Annotated in this window: 22 protein-coding genes and 2 tRNA genes; 10 read left to right on the top strand and 14 right to left on the bottom strand. The window is 73.5% G+C overall.

Annotation, left to right across the window (positions count from 1 at the left end; translation table 11 throughout):
• The first annotated feature begins 562 nt into the window (after positions 1-562).
• From SJY06_RS11875 to SJY06_RS11855, 5 genes are read left to right on the top strand one after another with little or no spacing between them, the layout of a single operon-like run.
• Positions 563-1,555 carry an FtsK/SpoIIIE domain-containing protein gene (locus SJY06_RS11875; protein ID WP_380167739.1) on the top strand — a complete coding sequence of 331 codons (993 nt, stop codon included), beginning with the start codon at positions 563-565 and terminating at the stop codon, positions 1,553-1,555.
• Complete coding sequence (locus tag SJY06_RS11870) at positions 1,555-1,923, top strand: WhiB family transcriptional regulator (RefSeq protein ID WP_380167738.1); 369 nt, start codon at positions 1,555-1,557, stop codon at positions 1,921-1,923. Before SJY06_RS11875 ends, SJY06_RS11870 begins: the two co-directional genes overlap by 1 nt.
• On the top strand, positions 1,920-3,641 hold the full coding sequence (locus SJY06_RS11865; RefSeq protein WP_380167737.1) for a replication initiator: 1,722 nt from the start codon (positions 1,920-1,922) through the stop codon (positions 3,639-3,641). The genes SJY06_RS11870 and SJY06_RS11865 overlap by 4 nt, the downstream gene beginning before the upstream one ends.
• 15 nt (positions 3,642-3,656) lie before the next feature.
• Positions 3,657-3,893: a helix-turn-helix transcriptional regulator gene (locus SJY06_RS11860; protein ID WP_380167736.1), complete on the top strand. Its 237-nt coding sequence runs from the start codon at positions 3,657-3,659 to the stop codon at positions 3,891-3,893.
• Complete coding sequence (locus SJY06_RS11855) at positions 3,880-5,067, top strand: tyrosine-type recombinase/integrase (protein ID WP_380169706.1); 1,188 nt, start codon at positions 3,880-3,882, stop codon at positions 5,065-5,067. The genes SJY06_RS11860 and SJY06_RS11855 overlap by 14 nt, the downstream gene beginning before the upstream one ends.
• On the opposite strand, the gene SJY06_RS11850 is transcribed toward SJY06_RS11855, so the two are convergent.
• The 11 genes from SJY06_RS11850 to SJY06_RS11800 all read right to left on the bottom strand — a co-directional run bounded on the left by SJY06_RS11850 (position 5,027) and on the right by SJY06_RS11800 (position 14,249).
• Positions 5,027-5,100, bottom strand: a tRNA-Ile gene (locus SJY06_RS11850). The genes SJY06_RS11855 and SJY06_RS11850 overlap by 41 nt on opposite strands.
• Before the next feature lie 366 nt (positions 5,101-5,466).
• Positions 5,467-5,655 (bottom strand): hypothetical protein, encoded by a 189-nt coding sequence (locus tag SJY06_RS11845; protein ID WP_380167735.1) that lies wholly within the window; start codon positions 5,653-5,655, stop codon positions 5,467-5,469.
• A 122-nt stretch (positions 5,656-5,777) separates the two neighbouring features.
• Positions 5,778-5,850: transfer RNA gene (locus SJY06_RS11840), tRNA-Asn, on the bottom strand.
• Positions 5,851-5,920: 70 nt separating this feature from the next.
• Positions 5,921-6,454 (bottom strand): hypothetical protein, encoded by a 534-nt coding sequence (locus tag SJY06_RS11835; RefSeq protein ID WP_380167734.1) that lies wholly within the window; start codon positions 6,452-6,454, stop codon positions 5,921-5,923.
• Positions 6,451-8,337 carry a DNA primase gene (gene dnaG / locus SJY06_RS11830; protein ID WP_380167733.1) on the bottom strand — a complete coding sequence of 629 codons (1,887 nt, stop codon included), beginning with the start codon at positions 8,335-8,337 and terminating at the stop codon, positions 6,451-6,453. Before dnaG ends, SJY06_RS11835 begins: the two co-directional genes overlap by 4 nt.
• Positions 8,338-8,406: 69 nt before the next feature.
• On the bottom strand, positions 8,407-9,651 hold the full coding sequence (locus SJY06_RS11825; RefSeq protein WP_380167732.1) for an NAD(P)/FAD-dependent oxidoreductase: 1,245 nt from the start codon (positions 9,649-9,651) through the stop codon (positions 8,407-8,409).
• A gap of 102 nt (positions 9,652-9,753) precedes the next feature.
• Positions 9,754-10,194, bottom strand: a complete 441-nt coding sequence (locus tag SJY06_RS11820; protein WP_380167731.1) for an OsmC family protein — start codon at positions 10,192-10,194, stop codon at positions 9,754-9,756.
• Positions 10,195-10,301: 107 nt separating this feature from the next.
• Entirely contained in the window at positions 10,302-11,543 is a 1,242-nt protein-coding gene (locus SJY06_RS11815; protein WP_380167730.1) for a deoxyguanosinetriphosphate triphosphohydrolase, read from the bottom strand.
• 10 nt (positions 11,544-11,553) lie between these two features.
• Complete coding sequence (locus tag SJY06_RS11810) at positions 11,554-12,204, bottom strand: YdcF family protein (protein WP_380167729.1); 651 nt, start codon at positions 12,202-12,204, stop codon at positions 11,554-11,556.
• A gap of 52 nt (positions 12,205-12,256) precedes the next feature.
• The gene (dusB, locus tag SJY06_RS11805; protein WP_380167728.1) at positions 12,257-13,432 is read right to left on the bottom strand and encodes a tRNA dihydrouridine synthase DusB; all 1,176 of its coding nucleotides are present in this window, start codon (positions 13,430-13,432) and stop codon (positions 12,257-12,259) included.
• Between the two features lie 55 nt (positions 13,433-13,487).
• Positions 13,488-14,249, bottom strand: a complete 762-nt coding sequence (locus SJY06_RS11800) for an SDR family NAD(P)-dependent oxidoreductase (RefSeq protein WP_380167727.1) — start codon at positions 14,247-14,249, stop codon at positions 13,488-13,490.
• A gap of 73 nt (positions 14,250-14,322) precedes the next feature.
• Between SJY06_RS11800 and SJY06_RS11795 the strand changes: the two genes are divergently transcribed.
• From SJY06_RS11795 to SJY06_RS11775, 5 genes are all read left to right on the top strand, one after another.
• Positions 14,323-15,222 (top strand): oxidoreductase, encoded by a 900-nt coding sequence (locus SJY06_RS11795; protein WP_380167726.1) that lies wholly within the window; start codon positions 14,323-14,325, stop codon positions 15,220-15,222.
• 169 nt (positions 15,223-15,391) lie between these two features.
• Positions 15,392-16,861 carry an aldehyde dehydrogenase family protein gene (locus tag SJY06_RS11790; protein ID WP_380167725.1) on the top strand — a complete coding sequence of 490 codons (1,470 nt, stop codon included), beginning with the start codon at positions 15,392-15,394 and terminating at the stop codon, positions 16,859-16,861.
• Between the two features lie 58 nt (positions 16,862-16,919).
• Complete coding sequence (locus SJY06_RS11785; RefSeq protein ID WP_380167724.1) at positions 16,920-18,530, top strand: GMC family oxidoreductase; 1,611 nt, start codon at positions 16,920-16,922, stop codon at positions 18,528-18,530.
• Positions 18,527-20,551 carry a choline BCCT transporter BetT gene (gene betT, locus SJY06_RS11780; protein ID WP_380167723.1) on the top strand — a complete coding sequence of 675 codons (2,025 nt, stop codon included), beginning with the start codon at positions 18,527-18,529 and terminating at the stop codon, positions 20,549-20,551. Before SJY06_RS11785 ends, betT begins: the two co-directional genes overlap by 4 nt.
• A 704-nt stretch (positions 20,552-21,255) precedes the next feature.
• Entirely contained in the window at positions 21,256-21,750 is a 495-nt protein-coding gene (locus SJY06_RS11775) for a hypothetical protein (RefSeq protein ID WP_380167722.1), read from the top strand.
• 454 nt (positions 21,751-22,204) lie between these two features.
• On the opposite strand, the gene SJY06_RS11770 is transcribed toward SJY06_RS11775, so the two are convergent.
• The 3 genes from SJY06_RS11770 to SJY06_RS11760 form a co-directional block, all read right to left on the bottom strand.
• Positions 22,205-23,596, bottom strand: a complete 1,392-nt coding sequence (locus tag SJY06_RS11770) for a glycine--tRNA ligase (RefSeq protein WP_380167721.1) — start codon at positions 23,594-23,596, stop codon at positions 22,205-22,207.
• 82 nt (positions 23,597-23,678) lie between these two features.
• Positions 23,679-25,154 carry a hypothetical protein gene (locus tag SJY06_RS11765; RefSeq protein WP_380167720.1) on the bottom strand — a complete coding sequence of 492 codons (1,476 nt, stop codon included), beginning with the start codon at positions 25,152-25,154 and terminating at the stop codon, positions 23,679-23,681.
• 40 nt (positions 25,155-25,194) lie between these two features.
• Complete coding sequence (locus tag SJY06_RS11760) at positions 25,195-25,560, bottom strand: antibiotic biosynthesis monooxygenase (RefSeq protein WP_380167719.1); 366 nt, start codon at positions 25,558-25,560, stop codon at positions 25,195-25,197.
• Positions 25,561-25,612: the final 52 nt, after the last annotated feature.

The raw sequence follows: 25,612 nt of genomic DNA, 5'->3' as shown, positions 1-25,612 counted from the left end.
ACGTTCGTGGGTGGCGGGCTGCTGGCGTTCGGGGTCTACATCTGGTGGGACTCGTCCCGCTGGCAGGACCGCGCCGCCCTCGCCGTCGCCGTCCTGCTGCTCGTGGCCACGCTCTCGTTGTGGCGGTGGCGGGCGCCGCGTTCGTACGCCCGGACGGTGGGCCGCTGGTGGGGATGTTGGTGGCGTCGCCGCTACCGCTACGGCCCGTCGTGGCAGACGCTGGCGTTGCGGCACCAGCTGTACGTGACCGACCGCCGCCAGGACCCCGGCGTCGTCGGCTCCCTCGTCCTGGCGTGGGCCGACACCCCCCGCGCGCTGCGCCAGCAGGGACAGGCGGTCGAGGTGGCCCACCTGCGGCGGGTCCGGTTTAGCGGCGCCACTGACCACCTCCTCATCGCCCTACCCGCCGGCATCACCCCGGACACCGTCGCGTCGGCCTGTGACTCCCTCGCTCATGCGTGGCGGGCTTCTGGCGGTGCGGGTGCGGCCGGCGGGGCCGGGGTGGGTGTGGTTGGACATCACCCGCGCCGACACCCTTTGCCGGCCCCTCGTCCTCGGCGCCGTGCCGACCCTGACGGACCCGGCCGGCGTGGTCGCAGGGCTGGCGGGGCTGTCGGTCGGGGTTCTCGAGGACGGGTCCTCGTGGCGGCTGAAGCTGCGTGGCGCCCACGTCCTGATCGCCGGCACCACCGGATCGGGGAAGTCGTCGCTGCTGTGGGCGATCGTCGCCGGCCTGTCAACCGCGATCCACGCCGGGCTGGTGCGGGTGACGTGGCTGGACCCGAAGGGCGGCATGGAAGCCACCCCGGCCCGACCGCTGGCGGACGTGGTGGACCGGATCGACGACATGGCCGACACCCTCGACCAGCTCGTAGACGAGCTCGACCACCGCGCCGCGGCACTGGCGGGGACGTCGCGGCAGCACACCCCCACCGTGGCCAGCCCCCACCGGGTCGTAGTCGTGGACGAGCTGGCCACCTTGACCGCGCTGGCGGACTCCAAGACCGCGCGTCGGGTTGAGGCCGCACTTGGTGCCCTGCTGTCCCGTGGTCGGGCGGTCGGGTTCACCGTCATCACTACCACCGTCGACCCGTCCAAGGAGGTCGTGCGCTGGCGCGGTCTGCACGCCGTCAGGGTCGCCTTTCGCCTGGACGAGCCGATCCAGGTCGACATGGTCCTCGGCGACGGCGCCCTGCACCGCGGCGCAGCCTGCGACCGCATCCCGCTCGCTACCCCCGGGGTCTGCTTCGTCCGCCTCGACGGCATCCCCGACCCCCAACGCGCCCGCGCGGCCTACGTGCCGGACGAGCTGATCGATCAGCTGGGCCGCACTTACCCGGCGCCATCGCTCGGTGGGGCTGACAGGGGGCTGCCCGTCTTCGCGGGCCCTTCGACCGATGGGGGGACCGGTCGCAATGAAGGGCGCTCCGGCAAGCCAGGCGAAGACGGGCAGCAGGGCCGGATGGGGGGACCCGACCCGACTGATGACGCTACGCCCGGCCGGCCAGGCTCCACCAGCCGTACAGGCGCCAGCACCGGAACGGCGGTGCCCTAATGAGTGCCGCTGCACGCACGGTCACCCCGCAGGCCCTGGCCGGGATCTACCACGGCTGGATGACCCAAGCCCTGTGCGCCCGTCGGCCGGATCTGCCGTGGACGGAGGACCCGCACCGGGTGGAGGACGAGATCCGCGAGGTCATGGCCCGCGTCTGCCGCGCCTGCCCGGTGCGGGGGTACTGCCGCCGCTACGCCAACGACACCCACGCCAGCGCGGGGTTCTGGGCCGGCGGGTTTCGCGGCGGCGCCTACACGGGAGACCTGATCGAGCTGCTGGCCGAGCTCGACGACACCGAGGTCGACGCGAACTACGAACCGCAGGCCCGTAGAGCCCGCCACGTCCACCGCAAGGCGCTGGCGTCATGAGCGCCACCACCCTCACCCGAGCCACGACGGTCGAGCGCGCCGGGGGTGTATGGACTACCGGTGACCGGCGGGTCGCGGATGACCCGAGCCTGCGGGTGGACTCGCGGATGGTGCGGGAGTGGGCCGAGCACGCCGGCGTCTGCGTCCGCCCCCTGCTGCGCCTGGTCGTCGATCACGAGACCGGCGACACGACCAAGGTGCCGATCCCGTGCAAGTCCACCCGGGAACGGGTCTGCCCACCCTGTGCGGACAAGGCCCGCCGGCTACGGCAGCAACAGTGCCGCGAAGGCTGGCACCGCGACGACGAACCCGACACCGATCCCGCCGACGGGCAGGACGACCCGGTCCTTGACGAGGGTGAGGAGATCGACGACCCGCAGCTGCCCGCCGGGGACAGTGAGCGTCGGGTGCGGTCGACCCGCCGCCGTGACGATGCCGCCGACCTGCCCCGGGTCCCGCAGGAGGACCGCACCGTCGGTCGCGCGTTCACCGGCAACGCCGGGCAGGTCTACAGGCCGAGCATGTTCGTCACCCTGACCCTGCCGTCCTACGGGCGCATCACTCCCGGCACGGGGACGCCGGTCGACCCGGAGTCCTACGACTACCGGCGGGCCGCGCTCGACGCGATCCACCTGCCCCGGCTGTTCGCGCGGTGGGTCCAGAACCTCCGCCGCTGCGCGGGCTACCGAGTCCAGTACTTCGCCGCGATCGAGCCACAGAAGCGTCTCGCTCCCCACATCCACGTCGCCATCCGCGGCGCCATCCCCCGCCACGTGCTGCGCCAGGTGACGAAGGCGACGTACGTGCAGGTGTGGTCGCCCGCCTTCGACCACGTCGTCTACGACGAACGCACCGGGCTGCCCGTCTGGGACGACGGCGCCTACCGCGACCCCCAGACCGGTACGGCCCTGCCGACGTGGGAGCAGGCGATGAACGACCTCGACGCCCAGCTCGACGCCGATCCGGGCCAGCCGGCCGCCCACACGATGCGGTTCGGTGCTCAGGCCGACGTGAAGGGCATCCTCGGCACGTCCGACGACGCCGACCGCACGATCCGGTACCTGACCAAGTACCTGACCAAGAGCCTGTCCGACACCTTCACCCCCGACGACCCCGACCTCGACGACGGAGACGAGTGGAACCCCCTGGCCGTGCGAGCCCGAGCCCGTACCGCTGCGCGCCGGGCCGCATACGAGGCGCACGTCGACCGGCTACACGAGGAAGTCCGCTGGCTGCCGTGCTCCCCGGAATGCGCCAACTGGCTCCGCTACGGCATCCAGCCCAAGGACTGCCTACCCGGCCTCGAACCCGGCGCGTGTGAGAAGCGGGCGCACGAGCGGGACAACCTCGGCTACGGCGGCCGCCGCGTCCAGGTCTCCAAGCAGTGGTCCGGCAAGACCCTCACCGAGCACCGCGCCGACCGCGCCACCGTCGTCCGCGAAACCCTCCTCGCCGCCGGCATCGACGCCCCCGACGTCGACCGGCTCGGCGTCGAGCACGTCCTCGACGACGGCTCCCCACGGTTCACCTGGGAAGACGTCCCCATGCCCGAAGCCGACTACGCCGGCGCCATCCTCGCCGCCGTCCAGGAGCGGAACCGGTGGCGCGCCCAGTACGAGCACGCGAAACAGCAGCTCGACGCCACCGGCGGCTCAGGGCCACCGGGCAGGGCTGTGGACAACCCGCAGAGCAACCCGCCGAGCGGTCAGGCTGCATAGGGAGGAGGCGAGGACATGGGACGAGGCAGAACGACTGTCGAGAAGCCCGACGAGGTGCTGGTGCTGTCGGAACGGCTCTGGAGCATCACGGAGGTGTCGACGTACCTCGGCGTGCCGGTGGGGACGCTGTACCAGTGGCGGAGCCGTCGCATGGGTCCGGTGGGGCTGCGGGTGGGCAACCACGTCCGGTACCGGCCGTCGGAGATCGCCCGGTGGCTGCGCGAGGACTGCGACGACGGTGCCCAGCATTGAGAAGCGCGCCCGTGACGGGGTGGTTTCCTGGCAGGCCCGCTACCGCGACCTCGACGGGGTGCAGCGCAAGAAGTCCTTTCGCCGCCGGGTGGATGCCGAGCGGTACCTGACGACGGTCCAGCACGACCTGCTCGCGGGGAACTACCTCGACCCGCGAGCGGGTCAAATCACGTTCGGGGCCTGGTCGACGCAGTGGCTCGACAGCCTCGGGCACCTCAAGGCGACCACGCGGGAACGGTACGCGGGCTTGCTGCGCCGGCACGTCCTACCGAAGTGGGGTCGCCGGCCGCTGTCGTCCATCCGGCACGCGGACGTCGCGGCCTGGGTGTCGGGCATGAGCGACGCGGGCCACGGCGCGGGCACGGTCCGGCAGGCATACCGGGTGCTGTCGCTGGTTCTCGAGGTCGCGGTCCGGGACGGACGGCTGCACCGGAACCCGGCTCTGAAGGTCGCACTCCCCCGGATGCGCCGGACGACCCCCCGGTTCCTGTCGCCCGAGCAGGTGGTGCAGCTGGTCCAGGCCGCCGGCCCCGACGGGCTGAGCATCCGGCTGCTGGCGCTGACCGGGCTGCGGTTCGGTGAGCTCGCGGCGCTGCGGGTGGGGCGGATCGACCTGGCGCGCCGACGGCTGACAATCTCGGAGTCGGTGACCGAGGTCGGGGGCCGGCTGGTCTTCTCCTCGCCCAAGACGCACCAGACCCGCACCGTGCCGGTCCCGTCCAGCGTCATCCCGGCTATAGCCGCTGCTTGCGAGGGGCGGGCGGCGGACGAGCTGCTGCTGACTTCGCCTCGTGGTGGGCCGGTACGGATCGGGAATTGGCGGCGGCGGGTGTTCGACCCGGCGTGCGAACGGGCTGGCATCACGGGTGTCACCCCGCACGACCTTCGCCACACCGCGGCCTCGCTGGCGGTCTCCGCGGGAGCCAACGTCAAGGCTGTGCAGCGGATGCTGGGACACGCCTCGGCCGCCATGACGCTCGACGTGTACGCCGCGCTGTTCGACGCGGACCTCGACGCGGTGGCCGACGGCCTGGACCTGCTTGTGCCCCCGATGTGCCCCCAGGACCCCAAAACGGACGCAACGGCCGTCGAATCCGAAGTTGATCAAGCCTCTGACCAGGACAAACACCCTGTAGGGCAGGTGGGGCTTGAACCCACGACCGACGGATTATGAGTCCGCTGCTCTAACCGACTGAGCTACTGCCCCGCGACGGCGCGAGCCGTCCGAACCAACCTACCGACCCTCCCGGGGGACCCATCCACAACTGGGCCCTCAGACCCTCGACCGGAACCGCGCGTAGGACTAGCGTCACGGCACGTGAGGACTTGCCCGGACTGCCGGTATTGCGATCCTGCTGCCGGCCGGGGCGCACGGCAGGGGTGGCCCAGTCCCGCGCAGTGGTTCGACCAGCCGTGCCCCCACTGCTTCCACCGGCTGAAGGCCCACGACCCGGGCGTGCCGCGCGAGCTGACGAGCCTGTCGACCGCCGTCACCCCCGCGGAGCCGGTCCCGGCCGAGCGCTGAACCGCCGCGCCGGCGGGCGGCCCGGCCGGCTCGAGCCTCAGGGCGGCGTCAGACGTCGGTGGACAGGTGGATGTCCAGGTAGGCGATCTGCGTCGTCTGGACGTAGCGCTGGCGCGACAGCGCGACCCAGCGCCCGGGAGCGCGCAGCCGTTCGGCCATCTCCTCGACGTCACGGTCCTGGAGCAGGTTGAGGGTGAGCACGTCACCCCCGCTGAAGTGCATGGTCAGGCTGGGCACACGCACACGGTAGGTGCCGCACCGCGCTGTGTCATGGCCCCCGCTCCGTTCACCCGTCCGGACCGCCGACGACGACGGCCCCTCCCCCGCGTCTCCGCAGGTGAAGGGGCCGTCCTGTCGTGCTCCCGCCACTGGACTCGAACCAGTAACCCTCCGGTTAACAGCCGAATGCTCTGCCAATTGAGCTAGGCGGGATCGAACGTGCCCGGCGCTGCGAGCAACGCAAGGCGGGAACGAGATTAGCACCGTGCCGGACGTGCTCCAGTCAGGAGGGGCGCCGTCGCTCGTCCAGCCGCAGCTCGGCCCGCAGCTCGCGCCGCACCTGCTCCACCTGGGCCTGGACGTCCTCCGTGGTCCCGTCGACCCCGTCGTCCACGGCCACCTGGACCGACACGTCCTCCTCCGGGGTGCGCCGGGCCACCACGTGCACGCCCTTGCCCCGCCGCACCTCGACGAAGCGCGAGTGGACGACGCTGTTCTGCACCCGCTCGCGCACGGTCTCCGGCAGCCGTCCCGGTCGGGTGCCGACCGGGACGCTCCACCGGGCGCCGTCGACCAGCCGGACGTCCAGCAGCCGCTCGCTCGGCACCGTGGTCGCGGAGCGGACATCGGTCCAGGCCACCCGCCGCGCGGTGTCGGGCGCCCCGCCCTCGGCCAGCGTGGTCACCACGTGCAGGGCGTGCGTCGTGGCGAACGTCCAGCCACCCTCGACCGCCGACGCCGCCAGCACCCGCTCACCGTCGTGCAGGTCGGCCGCCTGCTGCACCGCGCCCGGCAGACGCACCGCTCGCAACCTCATGGTCCCGTACCTCCTTGCGCCCGGTCGCGCAGCGAGCGCTGCCGGGCCTGCGCCTGCGCCAGCACGGTCTGGGCCTGCTGGTAGGCCTCGACGTCGTCCTCGCGCGAGAGCCGGTTGAGCCGTCTCATCGCGTCCATGACCGAACGGTTGGCCTCGACCTCGGCGACCTTGGCCACCATCCCGACCGCGAAGCGGGGCAGCTCCTTCTCCCCCGCCGGCAGGTCCATGACCGCCAGCCGCGTGATCAGCTGCTCCACGGCGCTGGGCGCGACGTCACGCACGGCGCCCACCAGCTCCGAGCCGGTCCGGCCCGTGGCCCCGCCCACGGCCATGATCGCCTCGTGCACCACCCGGTGGGCCGGCACGGTGAACGCGTCGTCGCCGAGGGCGTCCACCTGGGCACCGACGTGGTCGGGCACCTGCAGGGCGCAGGCCAGCGCGAACCGCTCGGTGGTGGCGACCGGGTCGTCGGCGTCGACGCGGGTCTGCGGGCGCCGGGTGGGTCCCGCGGGCGGTCCACCTGCCCCGGGCGGGCCGCCGTTGCGGCTGACCCGGGACACCCGGCCGACGACGAACTTCTCGTCCAGGAACCCCAACCAGCGGTCGAGGTTGACCGCGTACCGGTAGCGCAGCTCCCGGTCCTTGATGGCCGCCACGATGGGCGCCGCCGCGTCCAGCCCGGCCAGGCGCCCCTCCTCGGTGTCCAGGTCGAACGCGGCGAAGGTCGACCGGATGGCGAACTCGAACATCGGCACCCGGCGGTCGACCAGCGCCCGGACCGCGGCGTCGCCCTCGAGCTGGCGCAGCTCGCACGGGTCCTTGCCGGACGGCTCCACCGCGACGAACGTGCGGGCCACGAACTGCTGGTCCGACGCGAACGCCCGCATGGCGGCCTTCTGGCCGGCGGAGTCGCCGTCGAAGGTGAAGATGATCTCGCCGGTGGCGTTGACGTCGCCGATCAGCCGACGGGTCGTGCGGGCGTGCTCGTCACCGAAGGCCGTGCCGCAGGTCGCGACCGCGGTCGTCACCCCGGCCAGGTGCGCGGCCATGACGTCGGTGTAGCCCTCGACCACGACCAGGCGCCGCTCCCGGGCGATGTCCTTCTTGGCCAGGTCGACGCCGTAGAGGACCTGGGACTTCTTGTACAGCGGCGTCTCGGCCGTGTTCAGGTACTTGGCCTCGATCCGGTCGTCGTCGAACAGCCGACGCGCCCCGAAGCCGACCACGTCACCCGTCACGTCGCGGATGGGCCACATCAGCCGGCCGCGGAACCGGTCGTACAGCCGACCGGAGCTGTTGCGCCCGGCCAGCCCGGACGTCATCAGCTCGTCCTCGGTGAACCCCCGGCCCCGCAGGTGGCGCAGCAGCTCCTCGCCGCCGCGCGGGCTGAACCCGACGCCGAAGTGCTCGGCCGCGGCCCGGTCGAAGCCGCGCTCGGCCAGCAAGGTCCGACCGACGGCGGCGTCGGGGGTCATCAGCTGCTCCGCGTACCACTGGGCCGCCGCGGCGTTGGCGTCGACCAGGCGCTGGCGCTGACCCGCGGGCGGGCGGGGCGCGCCGCCGCCGCGGCCGGGCGTCTCGTCGTAGCGCAGCTGCAGGCCCACCTTGGCCGCCAGCCGCTCGACGGCGTCGGCGAAGTCCAGGTGGTCGATCTTCATGACGAAGGCGATCGCGTCGCCGCCCTCGTCGCAGCCGAAGCAGTGCCACAGGCCCACCTGCGGGCGGACCTGGAACGACGGCGTCTTCTCGTCGTGGAACGGGCACAGGCCCTTCAGCGACCCCGACCCGGCCCGGCGCAGGGCGACGTGGTCACCGACCAGCTCGTCGAGGTGGACGCGTTCCTTGACCGTGGCGACGTCCTCGTCCTTGATCCGCCCAGCCACCCGGTGAGTCTAGGCGCCGGCCGGGCTCGTCGACGCGGCCGGTGCACCGGTCGCGGTCGTCCACAGGTGCTAGGCGCGCACGTCCGCCAGCGGCACGCCCGGGTCGGCCAGCCGGGCCACGTCGACCACGGCGTGGCTGCTGACGAGGTCCTTGACCGTGTCGGCGTCGTCCCAGCCGTCGACGTGCAGGCCCGCCACCAGCCGGCCCGCCTCGTGCCAGAACGCGAACCACGGCGTGCCCGTCTGCGACGCCGGGGCGCCGGCGCGGACGACGACGTGGTGCCGGGCCGGGTCCGCCCAGCCCCGGTACTCCAGGCCCACGCCGAACTGGTCGCTCCAGAAGAACGGCGGGACGGCCCAGCGGGCGCCCTCCCGGCCGGCCATGGCCCGACCGGCCACGGGCCCGCCGTCGCTGGCCGCGGCGAAGTGCTCCAGCCGGACGGCCTCCCCGATCCACTCGTTGTGCGCCCGCGCGACGTCACCCACCGCGAAGACGGCCTCGTCGGCGGTGCGGAACGTCGCGTCGACGACGACCCCGTCGTCCACCTGCAGCCCGGCCGCCTCGGCCAGCTCGGTGCGGGGGTTGACGCCGACCCCCAGCACGACCGTCGCGGCGGGCAGGGTGCGACCGTCGGCCAGCTGCACGCCGTCCACGTGCCCGGTGCCGGTGAGGCCGGCGACCTCGGCCTGGCCGATCAGGGTCACCCCCGCGGCGGTGACCAGGTCGGCGAACCGGCGACCGACGGCCTCGCCCAGCACGCGCTCCAGCGGCACGGCCGCGTCGTGGACCACCGTGACGTCGACCCCGGCGGACCGGGCCGCGGAGGCGACCTCGAGACCGATCCAGCCCGCCCCGACGACGACCAGGGGCCCGCCGGCGGCGATGGCGTCCTTGACCGCGTCTGAGTCCTCCAGCGTGCGCAGGGTGAGCACCCCGGCCAGGTCCGCGCCGGGCACGGGCAGCCGGCGGGGGGCGGACCCGGTGGCCAGCAGCAACCGGTCGTAGCCGATCCGCTCGCCGTCGGCGGTCACGACCTCGTGGGCGGCGCGGTCGAGCTCGGTGACACGCACCTGCGGGCGCACCGTGATGCGCTGGTCGTCGTAGAACCCGGCGTCGTGCACGGCCAGGCCCGCGGCGTCGCTGTCACCCTGCAGGTAGTCCTTGGACAGGCCCGGCCGCTCGTAGGGCAGATGGGGCTCCTCGCCCAGCACGGTGATCACCGCGTCCGGGTCCGACTCGCGGACCGCGGCGGCGGCTGACGCCCCCGCCAGCCCGGCTCCGACGACGACGTACCGGGTCCCGTGTTCGCTCATGGCCCAGTCGAGCACGCCCGGCCGCGGCCTGCACCCCGTCGTCGCTCACGACCGGTCCGGCCTGCACGCCCGCGACGTGCAGGCCGGCGGCGTACCGCCCGCTCAGGAGGCGAGGGCGGCGTCCAGGGTGATCTCCACGCCGGTGAGGGCCTTGCTGATGGGGCAGCCCTCCTTGGCCTTCTGCGCCGCGGCGGCGAACCCGTCCGCGTCCAGGCCGTCGACCTGCCCGCGCACGGTCAGCGTGATGCCGGTGAGCCGGAACCCGCCGGCGGGGTCCGGGCCGAGGCTCACGTCGGCGGAGACGTCGAGGTGCTTCGGCGTGCCGCCGGCCTCGGCGACCAGCGCGGACAGCTGCATGGCGTAGCAGGAGGAGTGCGCCGCGGCGACGAGCTCCTCGGGGCTCGTGGTGCCGCCGGCGTCGTCGGCCGCCCGCTTGGGGAACGAGACGTGGTAGGTACCGACCTTGGAGCTCGACAGCTCCACCTGGCCGGAGCCGTCCTGCAGGCCGCCGTCCCAGGCGGTGCGAGCGGTGCGCGTGGGCATGAGTCCTCCGTGGTGTCGGGTGGGGCGGGCGTACCGCCTCGGGACCGTTGCGGCCCCACCCCGCCAACCACGCCGAGGCGCTGGACGTTCCCGCTCGCGGGAGCCGCTCAGCCGACGAGGCTGCGGTGCCAGACCACGGCGCTGGTGTCGGTGAGCGCGGCGACCTGGTCGACCACCACCCGCAGCACCGCGTCGTCGTCGGCCGCCTCGGCCAGGTCGGCGGCGTACGGCGGCTGGAGCACCTCGCCGCCGGCCACCAGCAGCGCGTCGACCAGCTCGGCGAGCAGCTCCTGCTGCTGGGCGTACACCGGCAGCCGCTCGTCGGCGCTCATCACGTAGTGCGCGGCGACGGCCTTGAGCGCGACGACCTCGGCCAGGGTGCCGTCCGGCACGACCAGGTCCGCCCCGTGGCGCGTGAGCGGCCCGTCGCCGGAACGCGCCCGGGTGGCCTCGTCCGCGGCCCGCACGAACCGGCCGATCAGGCCGCTGGTCATGGTCTTCAGCGCCGCCAGCGCCCGACGGCTGCCGTCGAAGCCCTCGACCCACTCCGGGAGCGCCCGCAGGCGGTCCAGCGCCGCGGGCACCGCCCCGTCCGGCAGGTCGGGGTGGTACCAGCGGGTGGCCGTGGCCGACACCTCGTCCCGCGCGCCGGCGTCGGCCAGCACGCCCAGGTCGAGCCGACCGGCCACCACGCCGTCCTCGACGTCGTGGACGCTGTACGCGATGTCGTCGGCCAGGTCCATGACCTGCGCCTCCAGGCTGCGGCGCCCCGGCTGCGTGCCCTCGCGCAGCCAGGCGAACACGTCCAGGTCCTCGGCGTAGACGCCGAACTTGGTCGCCTCCGGCCCCGCCGGGCCCTCGCCGCGCAGCCACGGGTACTTGGTGGTCGCGTCCAGGCTGGCCCGCGTCAGGTTGAGACCGGCGCTGCGCCCGTCGGCGTCGACCACCTTGGGCTCGAGCCGGGTCAGCACCCGCAGCGTCTGCGCGTTGCCCTCGAACCCGCCGATGTCGGCGGCCACGGCGTCCAGGACGGTCTCGCCGTTGTGCCCGAACGGCGGGTGGCCCAGGTCGTGCGCCAGGCAGGCGGTGTCCACGACGTCGGGGTCGCAGCCCAGGCCCGCCCCGAGCTCCCGGCCGACCTGGGCGACCTCGAGGGAGTGGGTCAGCCGGTTGCGGACGAAGTCGTCGCTGTCGGGGCCGACGACCTGCGTCTTGGCCGCCAGCCGGCGCAGCGCCGAGGCGTGCAGCACCCGGGCCCGGTCGCGGGCGAACGGGGTGCGGCGCGTGTTCTTGGCCGGCTCGTCCACCCAGCGGGCGCTGGCGTGCGCGTCGTAGCCCTCGGCGTCCACGGCGGTCCCCTCAGCCGACCAGGCCGCGGGCGCGGTCCAGCACGACGCGGGCCTGGTGCACCAGCACGCCGCCGGTCTCCCGCACGACGTAGGACACCTTGCGCGAGGAGTCGTCGGTGCTGGGGCCGCTGCGTGTCGGGCTGGCGCCGGCCACGGGCAGCGCGAGCGTGTCGGCCATGGTGCGGGTCCGGTAGACGTGCCAGGGGTCGCTGACCAGCAGGACCCCGTCCCAGCCGCGGTCCCGGGCCAGCGCCGCCACGGGGACCAGGCTGTCGTAGGTGTCCCCGCCCTCGGCGACGGCCACCACCGCGTCCTCGGGCACACCCCGCTCCAGCAGCCAGGCGCGACCGGCCTCGGCCTCGGTGGTGCGGTCGCCCTCCTGGTTGCCGCCCGTCGTGACCACCACCGGCGCCAGGCCCTCCTCGTACAGCGACAACGCCTGCTCCAGCCTGGCCTCGAGCACCGCGCCGGGCTCGCCGTCGAGCTGGGCGGCGCCGAGCACGACGACAGCGTCGGCGGGGACCCGCTCGTCCCGGCCGGCGACCTGCACCACCCGCAGCGCCACGAAGGCGGGCAGGGCGAGCACCGCCAGCAGGGTGAGCACCAGCAGGCCCGCGACGAGACGGGGGGCCCGGCGTCGTCGGGGGGCGCGTCGGGTCACGGGCGCCATGGTGGCAGGCCCTCCTGGGTGGTCCCTGAGCCCCGGCGGGCGCTCAACCACCGGAGACCGACGCCTCGGCCGCCGCGACCCGGGCGGCCGTCTCGGCGTCCAGGTCGCGGCTGTCGAGCCAGCCCTCGGGCAGCGACACCGGGCGCGCGCTGCCCGCCCGGCCGCGGTGGCCCTCGGCCGCCTCGCCGGGGTACGGCGCGTCCTGCGGCAGGCCGGCCACCACCTCGTCGATCTCGGCCAGGCTGTCGACCAGCGCGAGCCGCACCCGCGACTCGTGCCCGACCGGGTAGCCCTTGAGGTACCAGGACACGTGCTTGCGGATGTCGCGGCAGGCGCGGGCCTCGTCGGCCATGTTCTCGGCCAGCAGCTCGGCGTGGCGGCGGAACGCGGCCAGCACCTGGGCCAGGCCGGGGCGGGTGCGTTGGTCGCTGCCGGCCAGCGCGGCGGCGATGTCGGCGAACAGCCAGGGTCGACCCAGGCAGCCCCGGCCCACCACGACGCCGTCGCAGCCAGTACGGGCGACCATGGCCACGGCGTCCTCGGCGGAGAAGATGTCGCCGTTGCCCAGGACCGGCACCTCGGCGGGCAGCGCGTCGCGCAGCCGGGCGATGGCGTCCCAGTCGGCCGACGGCGCGTACAGCTGCGCCGCGGTGCGCCCGTGCAGCGCCACCCAGGCCGCGCCCTCGTCGACGGCGATCCGGCCGGCCTCGAGGTAGGTCAGGTGGTCCTCGTCGATCCCCTTGCGCATCTTGACCGTGACCGGCACCTGCCCGTCCGCGGCCCGCACCACGGAGCGGACCACCGCGGCGAACAGGTCGGTCTTCCACGGCAGCGCCGCGCCCCCGCCCTTGCGGGTCACCTTGGGCACGGGGCAGCCGAAGTTCAGGTCCACGTGCTCGGCCCGGTCCTCGGCCAGCAGCATCCGCACCGCAGCGGCGGCCGTCGCGGGGTCGGTGGCGTACAGCTGGACGCTCTTGACCGGCTCGTCCGGGTGGTGCTCGGTCAGCCGCAGCGACTCCGGCGTCCGCTCGACCAGGGCGCGGCTGGTGACCATCTCCGACACGTACAGGCCGGCCCCGCCGCCCAGCTCGCGGCACAGCCGGCGGAACGCGGAGTTGGTGATGCCGGCCATGGGGGCCAGCACGACGGGCGCCTGCAGCCGACGCTCGCCCAGGCGCAGGCCGGCGGGCGCCGTGGGGCGCAGGGTCGTGGTGCTCACCGGCCCAGGGTACGGACCGGGCAGAGGTGCGGCGGTCCGTCGGGTCAGGGGTGGCTCAGCGCGGCGCCATCCGGATCGCGCCGTCCAGGCGGATGGTCTCGCCGTTGAGCAGGCCGTTGGCCACGACGTGGGCGACGAGGTCGGCGTACTCCTCGGGCCGGCCGAGGCGCGCGGGGTGGGGCACCTGGTGCCCGAGCGACTCCCGGGCCGCCTCGGGCAGACCGGCCAGCATCGGGGTGTCCATGATCCCCGGCGCGATGGTCATGACCCGGATGGCGTGCTCGGCCAGGTCACGGGCGACCGGCAGGGTCATGGCCGCGACCCCGCCCTTGGACGCGGAGTAGGCGGCCTGGCCGACCTGGCCGTCGAACGCCGCCACCGACGCCGTGCCGATGAGCACGCCCCGGTCGCCGTCGACGGGCTCGTTGCCGGCCATGGCCTGCGCCGCCAGGCGGAACAGGTTGAACGTGCCGACGAGGTTGACCATGACCACCTGGGTGAAGCCCTCGAGCGGCGCGACACCCCGCTTGCCGAAGGTCTTGGTGGGCGGGGCGATGCCCGCGCAGGCGACCGCCACGCGCAGCGGACCGTGCTCGACGGCGGCGGCCATGGCGGCCGCCAGCTGGTCGGGGTCGGTGACGTCCGCGGCGACGGCGGTGCCCGCCTCGCCCAGCTCGGCGGCGGCGGCGTCCAGCCGCTCCCCCGGCAGGTCGACCAGCACGACCCGCGCGCCGTCGGCGGCGAGCCGGCGGGCGGTGGCGAGGCCGAGCCCGGAGGCGGCACCGGTGACCAGGACAGCGCTGTCGTCGATCTTCACCCGCAGCACTCTAGGGCTGCCCGCGAACGGCCTGCGTGTGCCGGGGGCGGCAGCACGTGCCACCGTGGGCGACATGCAGATCCCCGACATGCGCGGCCGCACCGTCCTGGTGACCGGAGCCAGCGACGGCCTCGGCCTGGCCTCGGCCACCGCGCTGGCCCGCGCCGGCGCCCGCGTGCTCATGACCAGCCGCGACGCCGAGAAGGGCGAACGGGCGCTGGCGACGGTCCGGGAGGCCGTGCCCGCCGCGCAGGCGGAGGTCGTGCCGCTCGACCTGGCCGATCTGGGCCGCGTCGCCGCCGCGGCGGACGACGTGCGCAGCCGCGCCGACAGCCTGGACGTCCTGCTGCTGAACGCCGGCGTGATGATGCCGCCGGAGCGCCGGGAGACCGCCGACGGCTTCGAGCTGCAGCTCGGCACCAACCACCTGGGCCACTTCGCCCTGGCCGCCCGGCTGCTGCCGCTGCTGCTGCCGGTCGCCGGCTCCCGGGTGGTGACGGTGTCCAGCCTGGCCGCCCGCGCCGGCGCCGTGGACCTGGCCGACCTGCAGTGGCAGAGCCGGCCCTACGACCGCCAGCCCGCCTACGGCGCGAGCAAGCTGGCCAACCTGCTGTTCGCGTTCGAGCTGGAGCGGCGGCTGCGGGCCGCCGGGACCGGCACGGCCTCGCTGGCCGCCCACCCGGGCGTCAGCGGGACCAACCTGATGTCGACCATGCAGCTGCCCCGGGTCGCCGAGCGCGTGTCCAAGCTGCTGCTGGCCGGTCCCGACCAGTCCGCCCGGCCCCAGCTGTACGCCGCCACCGCCACGGCGGCCTCCGGCGGGGAGTACTACGGCCCCAAGGGCCCCGGCGAGGTGCGCGGCCGGACGGTCGCCCTGGCCACCGTGCCGCCCGCGGCCCGGGACCGCGCCACGGCCGAGGCGCTCTGGACCCGCTCGGAGGAGCTGACGGGCACCCGCTTCGACCTCGGCTGAGCCGGGCCGGGAACTTTTTCTCGATTGGGGCCTGACCAGCGGCGGCGACGCTCTCAGCGGGCTCTGCGGCGGTCTGCGGCCGTGCCGTTCCATGATCATTGCCATACGGTGATCTTGGACGAGCTGACAGAACCCACGAGATCGCGGCATCGCGCCGTGGAGGTCATTCATGCCCGAGCTGTTCATCGACGGCACCTGGCGCGCCGCCCTCGCCGGCGGCACCCGTGACGTCGTCAACCCCTACGACGGCCGGGTCTTGCGGACCGTGGACGAGGCCGCCGAGGCCGACGCCGAGGCCGCGGTCCTGGCCGCCCGGCGCTGCTTCGACGCCGGCACCTGGCCCGCCACCCCGGTCGCCGAGCGCGCCGCGCTGCTGGCCCGCACGGCGGACCTGCTGCAGCGCGACCGCGAGGAGATCGCCCGCACCGAGACCCAGGACACCGGCAAGACGCTGCCGGAGAGCCGGGTGGACGTCGACGACGTGACCGCGGTGTTCCGCTACTACGCCGAGCAGGTGCTGGTCGACCTGGACCGCACGGTCGACGTGGGCCGCGACGACGTCGTCAGCAAGGTCGTGCACCAGCCGGTCGGGGTCTGCTCGCTCATCGCGCCCTGGAACTACCCGCTGCTGCAGATGTGCTGGAAGGTGGCGCCCGCGCTCGCGGCCGGCAACACCGTCGTGCTCAAGCCCAGCGAGGTCACCCCGCTGTCCACCGTGCACCTGGTGCGGCTGCTGGCCGAGGCGGGCTACCCGGCCGGGTCGGTCAACCTGCTGCTGGGCGGCGGCGGCGCGGTCGGGCCGGTCCTGACCGGGCACCCGGCCGTCGACCTGGTGTCGTTCACGGGAGGCCTGGACACCGGCCGCGCGATCATCCGGACCGCCGCCGAGACCGTGAAGCGGACGACGGTCGAGCTGGGCGGCAAGAACCCGCAGGTCGTCTTCGCCGACGTCGACCTGGACACCGCCGTCGACGTTGTGCTCACCGGGGTGTTCCTGCACGCCGGGCAGGTGTGCTCCGCGGGCACCCGGCTGATCGTCGAGGACTCGATCGCCGACGCGCTCGTCGCCGGGGTCGCCGAGCGGGCCGGGCGGATCCGGCTGGGCAACGGCTTCGACGAGGGCGTGGAGTCGGGGCCGCTGGTCTCCGCCGAGCACCGCGACAAGGTGGAGGCCTACGTGGCGCTCGGCCTGTCGGAGGGCGCGCGCCTGGTCACCGGCGGGAAGCGCCCCGACGGTGACGACCTGCAGCGCGGGTTCTTCTACTCCCCCACGGTCTTAGACAGCTGCGACCGGTCGATGCGGATCGTGCAGGAGGAGACCTTCGGGCCCATCCTCACCGTCGAGCGGTTCACGACCGAGGCCGAGGCGGTCGAGCTGGCCAACGACACCGCCTACGGCCTGGCCGGGGGCGTCCAGACCGCCGACGTCGAGCGCGGCGAGCGGGTGGCGGCGGCCATGCGGCACGGCACCGTCTGGATCAACGACTTCGGGCCCTACGTGCCGCAGGCGGAGTGGGGCGGGATGGGGATGTCCGGCAACGGCCGCGAGCTCGGCCCGGCCGGGCTGCACGAGTACCTGGAGACCAAGCACGTCTGGCGCAGCACCCGGCCGGGACCGGTCGGGCAGTTCACCGGCTGACGACGCGGACCGCAGGGGCCGGGGGGCCGAGCGACCACCACGACACCCAGGAGGACAGATGGCCGGAACGGCCCCCGAGACCGGCACCACCCCCGTCCGCACCACCGACGAGTTCGACTACGTCATCGCCGGCGGCGGCACCGCCGGGTGCGTGGTGGCGGCCCGCCTTAGCGAGGACCCCGACGTCACCGTCTGCCTGCTGGAGGCCGGACCCAGCGACGTGGGCGACGACAACATCCTCGTCCTGGCGGACTGGATGCACCTGCTGGACTCCGGCTACGACTGGGACTACCCCGTCGAGCCGCAGGCCCACGGCAACAGCCTCTTGCGCCACGCCCGGGCCAAGGTGCTGGGCGGCTGCTCGTCGCACAACTCGTGCATCGCGTTCCACCCGCCGCGCGAGGGCCTGGACGCCTGGGAGGCGATGGGCTGCACCGGCTGGGGCGCGGACGACGTGCTCCCCCTGGTCCGGCGCCTGGAGAGCAACACCGGACCCGGTGAGCACCACGGTCGCACCGGCCCGGTCCGGATGCGCACCGTCCCCGCCGTCGACCCCTGCGGCGTCGCTCTGCTCGAGGCCGCGGCCCAGGCGGGCCTGCCGACGGTGGAGTTCAACGAGGGAGCGACCGTCCGCAACGGCGCGGGCTGGTTCCAGATCAACGCCGGTGAGGCCGGGGACCGGATGTCCTCCTCGCACGCCTACCTGCACCCGATCATCGACCAGCGGCCCAACCTGGAGATCCGCACCGGGCACTGGGTAGAGAAGGTCGTCGTCACCCCCGACACCGACGGCGCCCTGCGGGCCACCGGCGTGCAGTACATGGCCCCCGACCTCGTGCACCACGGCGTGGTCACCGCCCGTCGCGAGGTCATCGTGTCCACCGGCGCGATCGACACGCCCAAGCTGCTGATGCTGTCCGGCATCGGTCCGGCCGAGCAGCTGCGCGAGCACGGCCTGGACGTCCTGGTCGACTCCCCCGGCGTGGGTGAGAACCTCGACGACCACGTCGAGGGCCTGGTGATGTGGGACGCGAAGCAGCCGATGGTCACCGCGTCGAGCCAGTTCTGGGAGATCGGGCTGTTCGCCACCACCCAGGACGGCCTGGACCTGCCCGACCTGATGATGCACTACGGCTCGGTGCCGTTCGACCTGAACACCGTGCGCTGGGGCTACCCCACCACCGACAACGGCTTCTGCCTCACGCCCAACGTCACCCAGGGCCGCAGCCGCGGCACGGTCCGGCTGCGCTCGCGCGACTTCCGTGACCGACCCAAGGTCGACCCGCGCTACTTCACCGACCCCGACGGGCACGACATGCGCGTCATGACGGCCGGCATCCGGCTGGCCCGGGAGGTCGTCGCCCAGTCCCCGATGGCCGGCTGGGCCGGCGCCGAGCTCGCCCCCGGGCCCGACGTGGTCACCGACGACGAGATCGCCGACTACGTGACCAAGACCCACAACACCGTCTACCACCCCGCCTGCACGGCCCGGATGGGCCCCGACGGCGACCCGATGGCGGTGTGCGACCCGCGGCTGCGGGTCCGGGGCGTGCGCGGCCTGCGCATCGCCGACGGCTCGGTCATGCCGTTCCTGGGCGCGGTCAACCCGAACATCACGACGATGGCGATCGGCGAGAAGTGCGCCGACCTGCTGAAGGAGGACGCATGAGCGAAGGGGTCACCACCACCGCCACCATGGCCGGCGCCGGTCCCCCCCGGCCCCGGCTCAAGCGGCCCGTCTTCGTCGGCTCCGCCGTCGGGGTCGTCCTGGTCGCGCTCTGGGCCATGGTCGTGCCCGACGCCGCCGCCGGGACCATCGGGTCCCTGGTCGGCTGGATCAGCGGCTGGTTCGGCTGGTTCTACATCCTGCTGGCCACCGTGGTGCTGGTCTTCGTGGTGTTCCTCGCGCTGTCGCGCTACGGCCACGTCAAGCTCGGCCCGCAGAACTCGACACCGCAGTTCAGCACCTTCGCCTGGGCGTCCATGCTGTTCGCGGCCGGCATCGGCACGGACCTGATGTTCTTCGCCGTGGCCGAGCCCGTCACGCAGTACTTGGCGCCGCCGACCGGTGAGGGCAGCACGGTCGAGGCCGCCGGCGAGGCGACGGCCTGGACCCTGTTCCACTACGGCATCAACGGCTGGGGCATGTACGCCCTGATGGGCATCGCGCTGGCGTACTTCTCCTACCGGATGAACATGCCGCTGGCCGTCCGGTCGGTGCTCTACCCCATCTTCGGCAAGCGGATCCACGGACCCGTCGGTGACGCCGTCGACCTCGCCGCCGTGCTCGGCACGATCTTCGGGGTCGCGACGTCGCTGGGCATCGGGGTCGTGCAGCTCAACTACGGCCTGTACCTGCTGCTGGGCGTGCCGGAGGGCCAAGGCACCCAGATCGCCCTGGTCGCCATCGCGGTCGCCGTGGCGATCGTGTCCGCGGTCAGCGGCGTCGACAAGGGCATCAAGCGGCTGTCGCAGCTCAACGTGCTGCTGGCGCTGGGCCTGGCCGGGTTCATCCTGCTCACGGGCCGGACGGCGTTCCTGCTCAACGGGCTCGTGCTCAACGTCGGCGACTTCGTGTCCACGTTCCCCGGGCGCACCCTGCAGACCTTCGCCTTCGACCCGCCCGTGGACTGGCTGGCGGACTGGACGCTGTTCTTCTGGGCGTGGTGGATCGCCTGGGCGTCCTTCGTCGGGCTGTTCCTGGCCCGGATCTCGCGCGGGCGCACCATCCGGCAGTTCGTGCTCGGCACGCTCGTGATCCCCTTCAGCTACATCCTGATGTGGATCTCGATCTTCGGGAACAGCGCCATCGACGCGGTCCGCTCCGGTGACGCGGCCTTCGGCGAGCTGGCCATGAACACGCCGGAGCGGGGCTTCTACACCCTGCTGATGGACTACCCGGCGTTCACGTTCGTCGCCGGGCTGGCCACCGTCATCGGGCTGCTGTTCTACGTCACCTCGGCCGACTCCGGCGCCCTGGTTATGGCCAACCTGTCGTCCCGGCTGCCCACGCCGGAGGACGACGCCGGCGCCGGCGTCCGGATCTTCTGGGGCGTCGTGACCGGCCTGCTGACCATCGCCATGCTGTTCGTCGGCGGCGTGCCCACCCTGCAGAGCGCGACGATCGTCATGGGGCTGCCGTTCGCGTTCGTCATGGTGCTGGTGATGGCCGGGCTGTACAAGGCGCTGCGGGCGGAGATGCTGCGCGGCACCGTGCCCGGCGACCAGCCCATCCGGGGCCCGGGCGCGGCGGACCGGCACGGCTCCGAGAGCTGGCGGCGCCGGGTCGAGCCGGCCGCGGCCTACCCCGACGAGCAGGCCGCCGAGGCCTACCTCGACGAGATCTGCTTCCCCGCGCTGGAGCAGGTGGCCGCCGGGCTGCGCGACGACGGCGTGACCGCCTCCGCGCACCGCCACGACGACGGCGGCCGCCCCGCGGTCGAGCTGCGGGCGGAGGTCCAGGACGGCGAGGACTTCCGGTACCGCGTCGAGCCGAACCAGGCCCCGGTGCCGGCCTACCTGCGGCCGGCCGAGGGCCTGGGCGACACCTACTCCCGCCTGGACGTCGACGGCAGCTCGCACACCGGCTACGACGTCATGGGCTACACCCACGCCCAGCTCGTCGACGACGTCATCGAGCAGTACCAGGGCGCCCTGGAAACGGGCGACCAGCCCCCCGCCCGCGCCTGACGCGCCCCGCCCCCCGACTCGACGCAACGGCACCCTCCGTCGACCTATCCGACGGTGTGTGCCGTTGCGTCGTCATGAAGCTGACGCAACGGCACACACCGTCGGGAGACGGCGCGGAGGCGAGCGTTGCGTGCGTGGTCCACAGGCCCGTTGCGCCCTCGTCGTCCCCAGATCGCCGCTCGGCTGCCCCGCCGCCGGGGACGACGCGCCGACCGTGAAGGATGCCGAGACGACCCGCGACGAACCCCGAGGCGCTGGAAGCGCTGTCAGCCTCGCAGAACCGCTGTGTCACCCTCTCCCAGCTGAGCGAGGTCGGGATGTCGTCGGCGTCCATCGCCCACCGCACGCGGCCCCGTGGCGGGTACTGGACGCGGGTCCTGCCCGGAGTCGTGCTGCTGCACCGGGGGACGCCGACGGCGGACGAACGCGCTTTCGCGGCCCTGCTGTACGCGGGTCGCGATCGGGTCGTCCTCACCGGCCTGGAGAGCCTGAGACGCCAGGGCCTGCGTCGCCTTCCCGCCGGGGAGGTGGTTCACGTCCTCGTGCCCGCGGAGCGGCGACGGGTCTCTGTCGGGTTCGTCGTCTGCGAGCGAACCCGACGGCTGCCCCGGGCCGTACCGGCCGGAGAGCTCCCGTGCGCACCCGTCGCGAGGGCGCTCGTCGACGCCGCACGGCGGACCCCACGGCTGGATGCCGTGCAGGCCATGGTGGCAGAGGCCGTCCAACGCCGGCTGTGCGCGCAGGCCGACCTGCTGCAGGAGGTCCGCCTGGCTCAGCGTCGCGGGACCGCTCGCGTCAGGGTGGTGGCCGAGGAGATCGTCGGGGGCATCCGTTCGGTCGCCGAGGCCGAGGCCCGGATGCTGATGCAACAGGGCGGCGCACCCCTCGCGCTCTGGAACCACGACGTCGTCACCCCGGCCGGCGAGCTCGTCGGCTGCCCCGACGCCTGGTTCGACGAGGAGGGCGTGGCCGTGGAGATCGACTCACGCGAGTGGCACCTGGACCCCCAGGGTTGGGAGCGGACGCAGGCCAAGCGGGCTCGCTTCGCCAGCTTCGGAATCACCACCGTGCCCTGGACCCCGAGTCGGGTCCGTCAACAACCACGCGAGATCGTCGCCGAGCTGCTGGACACGTTGGCGTGGGCGCGCACCCGTCCTCGTCCCGACGTCCTGGCTGTCATGCGTTCGCAGGCCGCCTGACCTGCGCCTTCTTGCACGAGCCATCATCTCGACCCGCCCCCTGCAGAACGGGGTCGCGACGAGCATGACAGCCACCTGCGCACGTGCGGCCGGCTGCTCGTCGCGCACACCCGCGACATCCGGTTCGGGCCCCGACCTACCTGGACCTCGTCCCGGAGGGTGACCTCGCCGACGAGGTACCGCCGTGGGGCCTGCTCGCCGGACCGGCGACCGCGCCCGGTCTCGACCCTGACGAGACGCCCTATGTCACCGGCAGCACCGACGCGCTGACGGCGCGCGTGCTGAGCGGACGGTGGCCGCACCCCGAGGTGCTCGACGCGCTGCCCTGCGCCCACCCCTGGCCCGTCACTATCCCGACGCAACGGCACACCACGTCGCTACCGAGGCGATGCAGAGTGCCGTTGCGTCGGATAGGCCGACGGTGTGTGCCGTTGCGTCGGAATGGGTGGGTGGCTCAGCAGCCGATCAGGCGGGCGGCGAGCCAGCCCTCGACGGCGTCGAGGCCGACCCGCTCCTGGGTCATGGTGTCGCGCTCGCGGATGGTCACCGCCTGGTCCTCGAGGGTGTCGAAGTCGACCGTGATGCAGAAGGGCGTGCCGATCTCGTCCTGGCGGCGGTAGCGGCGCCCGATCGCGCCGGCGTCGTCGAACTCGACGTTCCACGACTTCCGCAGCTGCGCCGCGAGGTCCTTGGCCTTGGGCGACAGGTCCGTGTTGCGCGACAGCGGCAGCACGGCGACCTTGACCGGGGCCAGGCGACGGTCGAGCTTGAGCACCAGGCGCTTGTCGACCCCGCCCTTGGCGTTGGGGGCCTCGTCCTCGGTGTAGGCCTCGAGCAGGAACGCCATCATCGGACGGCCGACGCCGGCCGCGGGCTCGATGACGTACGGCACCCAGCGCTCGTTGGTGGTCTGGTCGAAGTACGACAGGTCCTGCCCGGAGTGCTCCGAGTGCGTCTTCAGGTCGAAGTCGGTCCGGTTGGCGATGCCCTCGAGCTCGCCCCACTCGCTGCCCGCGAAGTGGAACTTGTACTCGATGTCGACGGTCCGCTTGGAGTAGTGCGACAGCTTCTCCTGCGGGTGCTCGAAGTGGCGCAGGTTGTCGCGGCTGATGCCCAGGTCGACGTACCAGTCGGTCCGGTGGTCGATCCAGTACTGGTGCCACTGCTCGTCGGTGCCGGGCACGACGAAGAACTCCATCTCCATCTGCTCGAACTCGCGGGTGCGGAAGATGAAGTTGCCGGGGGTGATCTCATTGCGGAAGCTCTTGCCCATCTGGCCGATGCCGAACGGCGGCTTCTTGCGCGCGGAGCCCATGACGTTGGCGAAGTTCACGAAGATGCCCTGGGCGGTCTCCGGGCGCAGGTAGTGCAGGCCGGACTCGTCCTCGACGGGGCCCAGGTGGGTCTTGAGCAGGCCGTTGAAGTCGCGCGGCTCCGTCCAGGCACCGCGGGTCCCGCAGTTGACGCAGACGATGTCGGCGAGGCCGTTCTCGGGCGCGCGGCCCTTCTTCTCCTCGAACTCCTCCAGCAGCTGGTCGGCGCGGTAGCGCTTGTGGCAGCTGGTGCACTCGGTCAGCGGGTCGCTGAACGCCCCGACGTGGCCGGAGGCCACCCAGACCTGGCGGGGCAGGATGACGGAGGAGTCCAGGCCGACGACGTCGTCGCGGCTGGTCACCATGTAGCGCCACCACTGGCGCTTGATGTTCTCCTTGAGCTCGACGCCGAGGGGGCCGTAGTCCCAGGCGGAGCGGGTGCCGCCGTAGATCTCGCCGCTGGGGTACACGAACCCGCGGCGCTTGCTGAGGCTGACGACGTCGTCGATGCGGTTGGGGGCCTTGCTTGCCATGTCGGTTCTCCGTCCGGCTGGGGTGTCGGCGAGCCCGCTCAGGCTAGGGCGTCCGCGTGCGAGGTCGCGCACGCGTCCGGGGTCAGGCCCGCCGCGGCACGAACCGGGAGCGATCGACCCGGTCCTCCACCGTCCGGCGCAGCCGGCCGGAGCGCCAGAAGGTGCCGTCCGGCAGCGAGATCGCCTCTCCCCGGCTGCTGATGACCAGCAGCCCGTCACCCTCGTCGACCACGGCCGCGACCTCTTCCCAGGCGATGCTGACGACCTCGTCGTCCATCCGGAGCGTCAGGCCCCGCTCCCCCGCAGTCACCGTGACCGACGGCGAAGCAGGCAACCGGGCGCCGGGCAGCGCGAACGCCAACGGGTTGCCGCAGTGCACCCGCCCGGGCAGGGCCTCGTCGGTGTGGACGCACTCGTGCACCCCCTCGACGCCCGGCTCCTCCTCGACGGGCAGCAGCACCTGCAGCGACGGCCAGGCCCGGGACACGACGTCCCGCACCGCCGAGGCGGTCAGCTGCTGCGCGTCGTGGACCCGGACGGCCAGGGAGCGCGGCTCCTGACCGAGCAGCAGCGCCACGGCCGACTCGGTGGCGACCTCCAGCGCGTCGGGTGCGTCCTGCCACACCGCGACCGTCGTGTCCCGCTCCAGCGCCACGTCCGCCTCGCTGGGCCCGTGGTCGCGGAACCGCCGCAGCACGCCCACCAGCAGGTCTGCCACCTCGGCGTGGCGCTCCTCGTCGCAGTCGGCGTGCACGGCGACCTCCGTGAGGTCGGGACCGACCTCCACGACGTCCATCCCCACCTCGTAGGCCAAGCCCTTCTCGTGGCGGACCACCTGCTCCGCCGCCGTCCGGAGCAGGCGACCGACCGCGAGATCGAGCCCGTCGCGCACCGGGAGGAGGAGGCTGACGGCTGTGCCACCCGTGTCCCCGACCCACACGGGGCCCCGGGCCGGACGCGCCAGGACGGTCACCGTCAGGTCTCTCGCCGGGCCGTCGGGCAGACCGCCCGAGAGGTCGGGCCGGACGTCGGCGGTGGCGGCGACGACCGCCGCCCCGCGAACGAACCGCTCCGCCACCCAGGCCCGGACGTCCTCGGCGGTCAGCCCCGGCAGCCCGAGCTCGTCGGCGTACACGAGGCCAGGACCGGTGAGACCGTAGCGGTGGTGGGCCGACTCGACGGCGGGTGACGCGCCGCGGTCGCGGCCTTCGAGGCGCAGCACCTCCCTCTCGACGTCCAGCGCGTCCAGCGGCAGGTCCGACAGGGTGCGCCACACGTCCTCCAGGAACGCCGTCACCGCCTCCAGGGCCCCGGTGGCCTCGAACGCCGTCGACCAGGCACCCACGTGGGCCTCGACCTGCACCGGACGCCGGAACACCGCACGCATCGTCAGGTGCTCCACCAGGTGCGTGATGCCACGTCGGTACAGCGGCTCGTCGGCGATGCCGACCCGGAACAGCAGGCGGGCCCGCACAGGCCCGGGCGCCGGCACCACGACGTGCGGCACTCCGTGGCGGGTCGTCACCGGGGTGTCGGGGCGCGGTCCCTCATGAGTCACCGCCGCAGTATCGGCGGCACCGGACCGCACCTGAGCCCCCTCACCCCAGGGCGTCACCGAGGTCGAAGGTGTCCGCGTCCGGGGCCCGGTCGCTGCTGTGCTCGACCACCTGGCCCGACGCGTCGCTGACCAGCAGCTCCTCGAACGCGCTCGGCTCGTCCACGGCCAGGTACATCAACGGGTGGGCGTGCAGCTTGACCTCGTAGGCACCCAGCGCCCGCCGGTAGGCCCCGACGCTCTGCCAGCGGGTCGTCATGGTCCACGTGGTCGGGTCGTCGGTGGAGCGGGCGACTGTGCCCCATTCGTGGCCGGGTCGCGCGGCCAGGGCGGCCAGCGCCGTCCGGGCCCGCTCCCGGAAGCCCTCCGACTGGTCGACGGGGACGCGGTAGCGGGTGATCGCGAGCACGTGGCGACGGTAACGGACCGCCCGACGACCGGCTCGAGGGCTTCGGAGGACG

Origin of the sequence: Jannaschia sp. R86511, from assembly GCF_042466345.1 — a bacterium.
Classification (GTDB): domain Bacteria; phylum Actinomycetota; class Actinomycetes; order Actinomycetales; family JBBAYJ01; genus Aquipuribacter.
The sequence above is the reverse complement of the archived record's forward strand: the minus strand, read 5'-3'. Positions and strand labels throughout refer to the sequence as shown.

Bases quoted from the DNA above. Each gene is read 5' to 3' on its own strand.
- SJY06_RS11870 (WP_380167738.1), top strand. From the start codon at position 1,555: ATGAGTGCCGCTGCACGCACGGTCACCCCGCAGGCCCTGGCCGGGATC.
- SJY06_RS11865 (WP_380167737.1), top strand. From the start codon at position 1,920: ATGAGCGCCACCACCCTCACCCGAGCCACGACGGTCGAGCGCGCCGGG.
- SJY06_RS11860 (WP_380167736.1), top strand. From the start codon at position 3,657: ATGGGACGAGGCAGAACGACTGTCGAGAAGCCCGACGAGGTGCTGGTG.
- SJY06_RS11835 (WP_380167734.1), bottom strand. From the start codon at position 6,454: ATGAGGTTGCGAGCGGTGCGTCTGCCGGGCGCGGTGCAGCAGGCGGCC.
- SJY06_RS11825 (WP_380167732.1), bottom strand. From the start codon at position 9,651: ATGAGCGAACACGGGACCCGGTACGTCGTCGTCGGAGCCGGGCTGGCG.
- SJY06_RS11820 (WP_380167731.1), bottom strand. From the start codon at position 10,194: ATGCCCACGCGCACCGCTCGCACCGCCTGGGACGGCGGCCTGCAGGAC.
- SJY06_RS11795 (WP_380167726.1), top strand. From the start codon at position 14,323: ATGCAGATCCCCGACATGCGCGGCCGCACCGTCCTGGTGACCGGAGCC.
- SJY06_RS11790 (WP_380167725.1), top strand. From the start codon at position 15,392: ATGCCCGAGCTGTTCATCGACGGCACCTGGCGCGCCGCCCTCGCCGGC.
- SJY06_RS11785 (WP_380167724.1), top strand. From the start codon at position 16,920: ATGGCCGGAACGGCCCCCGAGACCGGCACCACCCCCGTCCGCACCACC.
- betT (WP_380167723.1), top strand. From the start codon at position 18,527: ATGAGCGAAGGGGTCACCACCACCGCCACCATGGCCGGCGCCGGTCCC.
- SJY06_RS11775 (WP_380167722.1), top strand. From the start codon at position 21,256: ATGGTGGCAGAGGCCGTCCAACGCCGGCTGTGCGCGCAGGCCGACCTG.
- SJY06_RS11770 (WP_380167721.1), bottom strand. From the start codon at position 23,596: ATGGCAAGCAAGGCCCCCAACCGCATCGACGACGTCGTCAGCCTCAGC.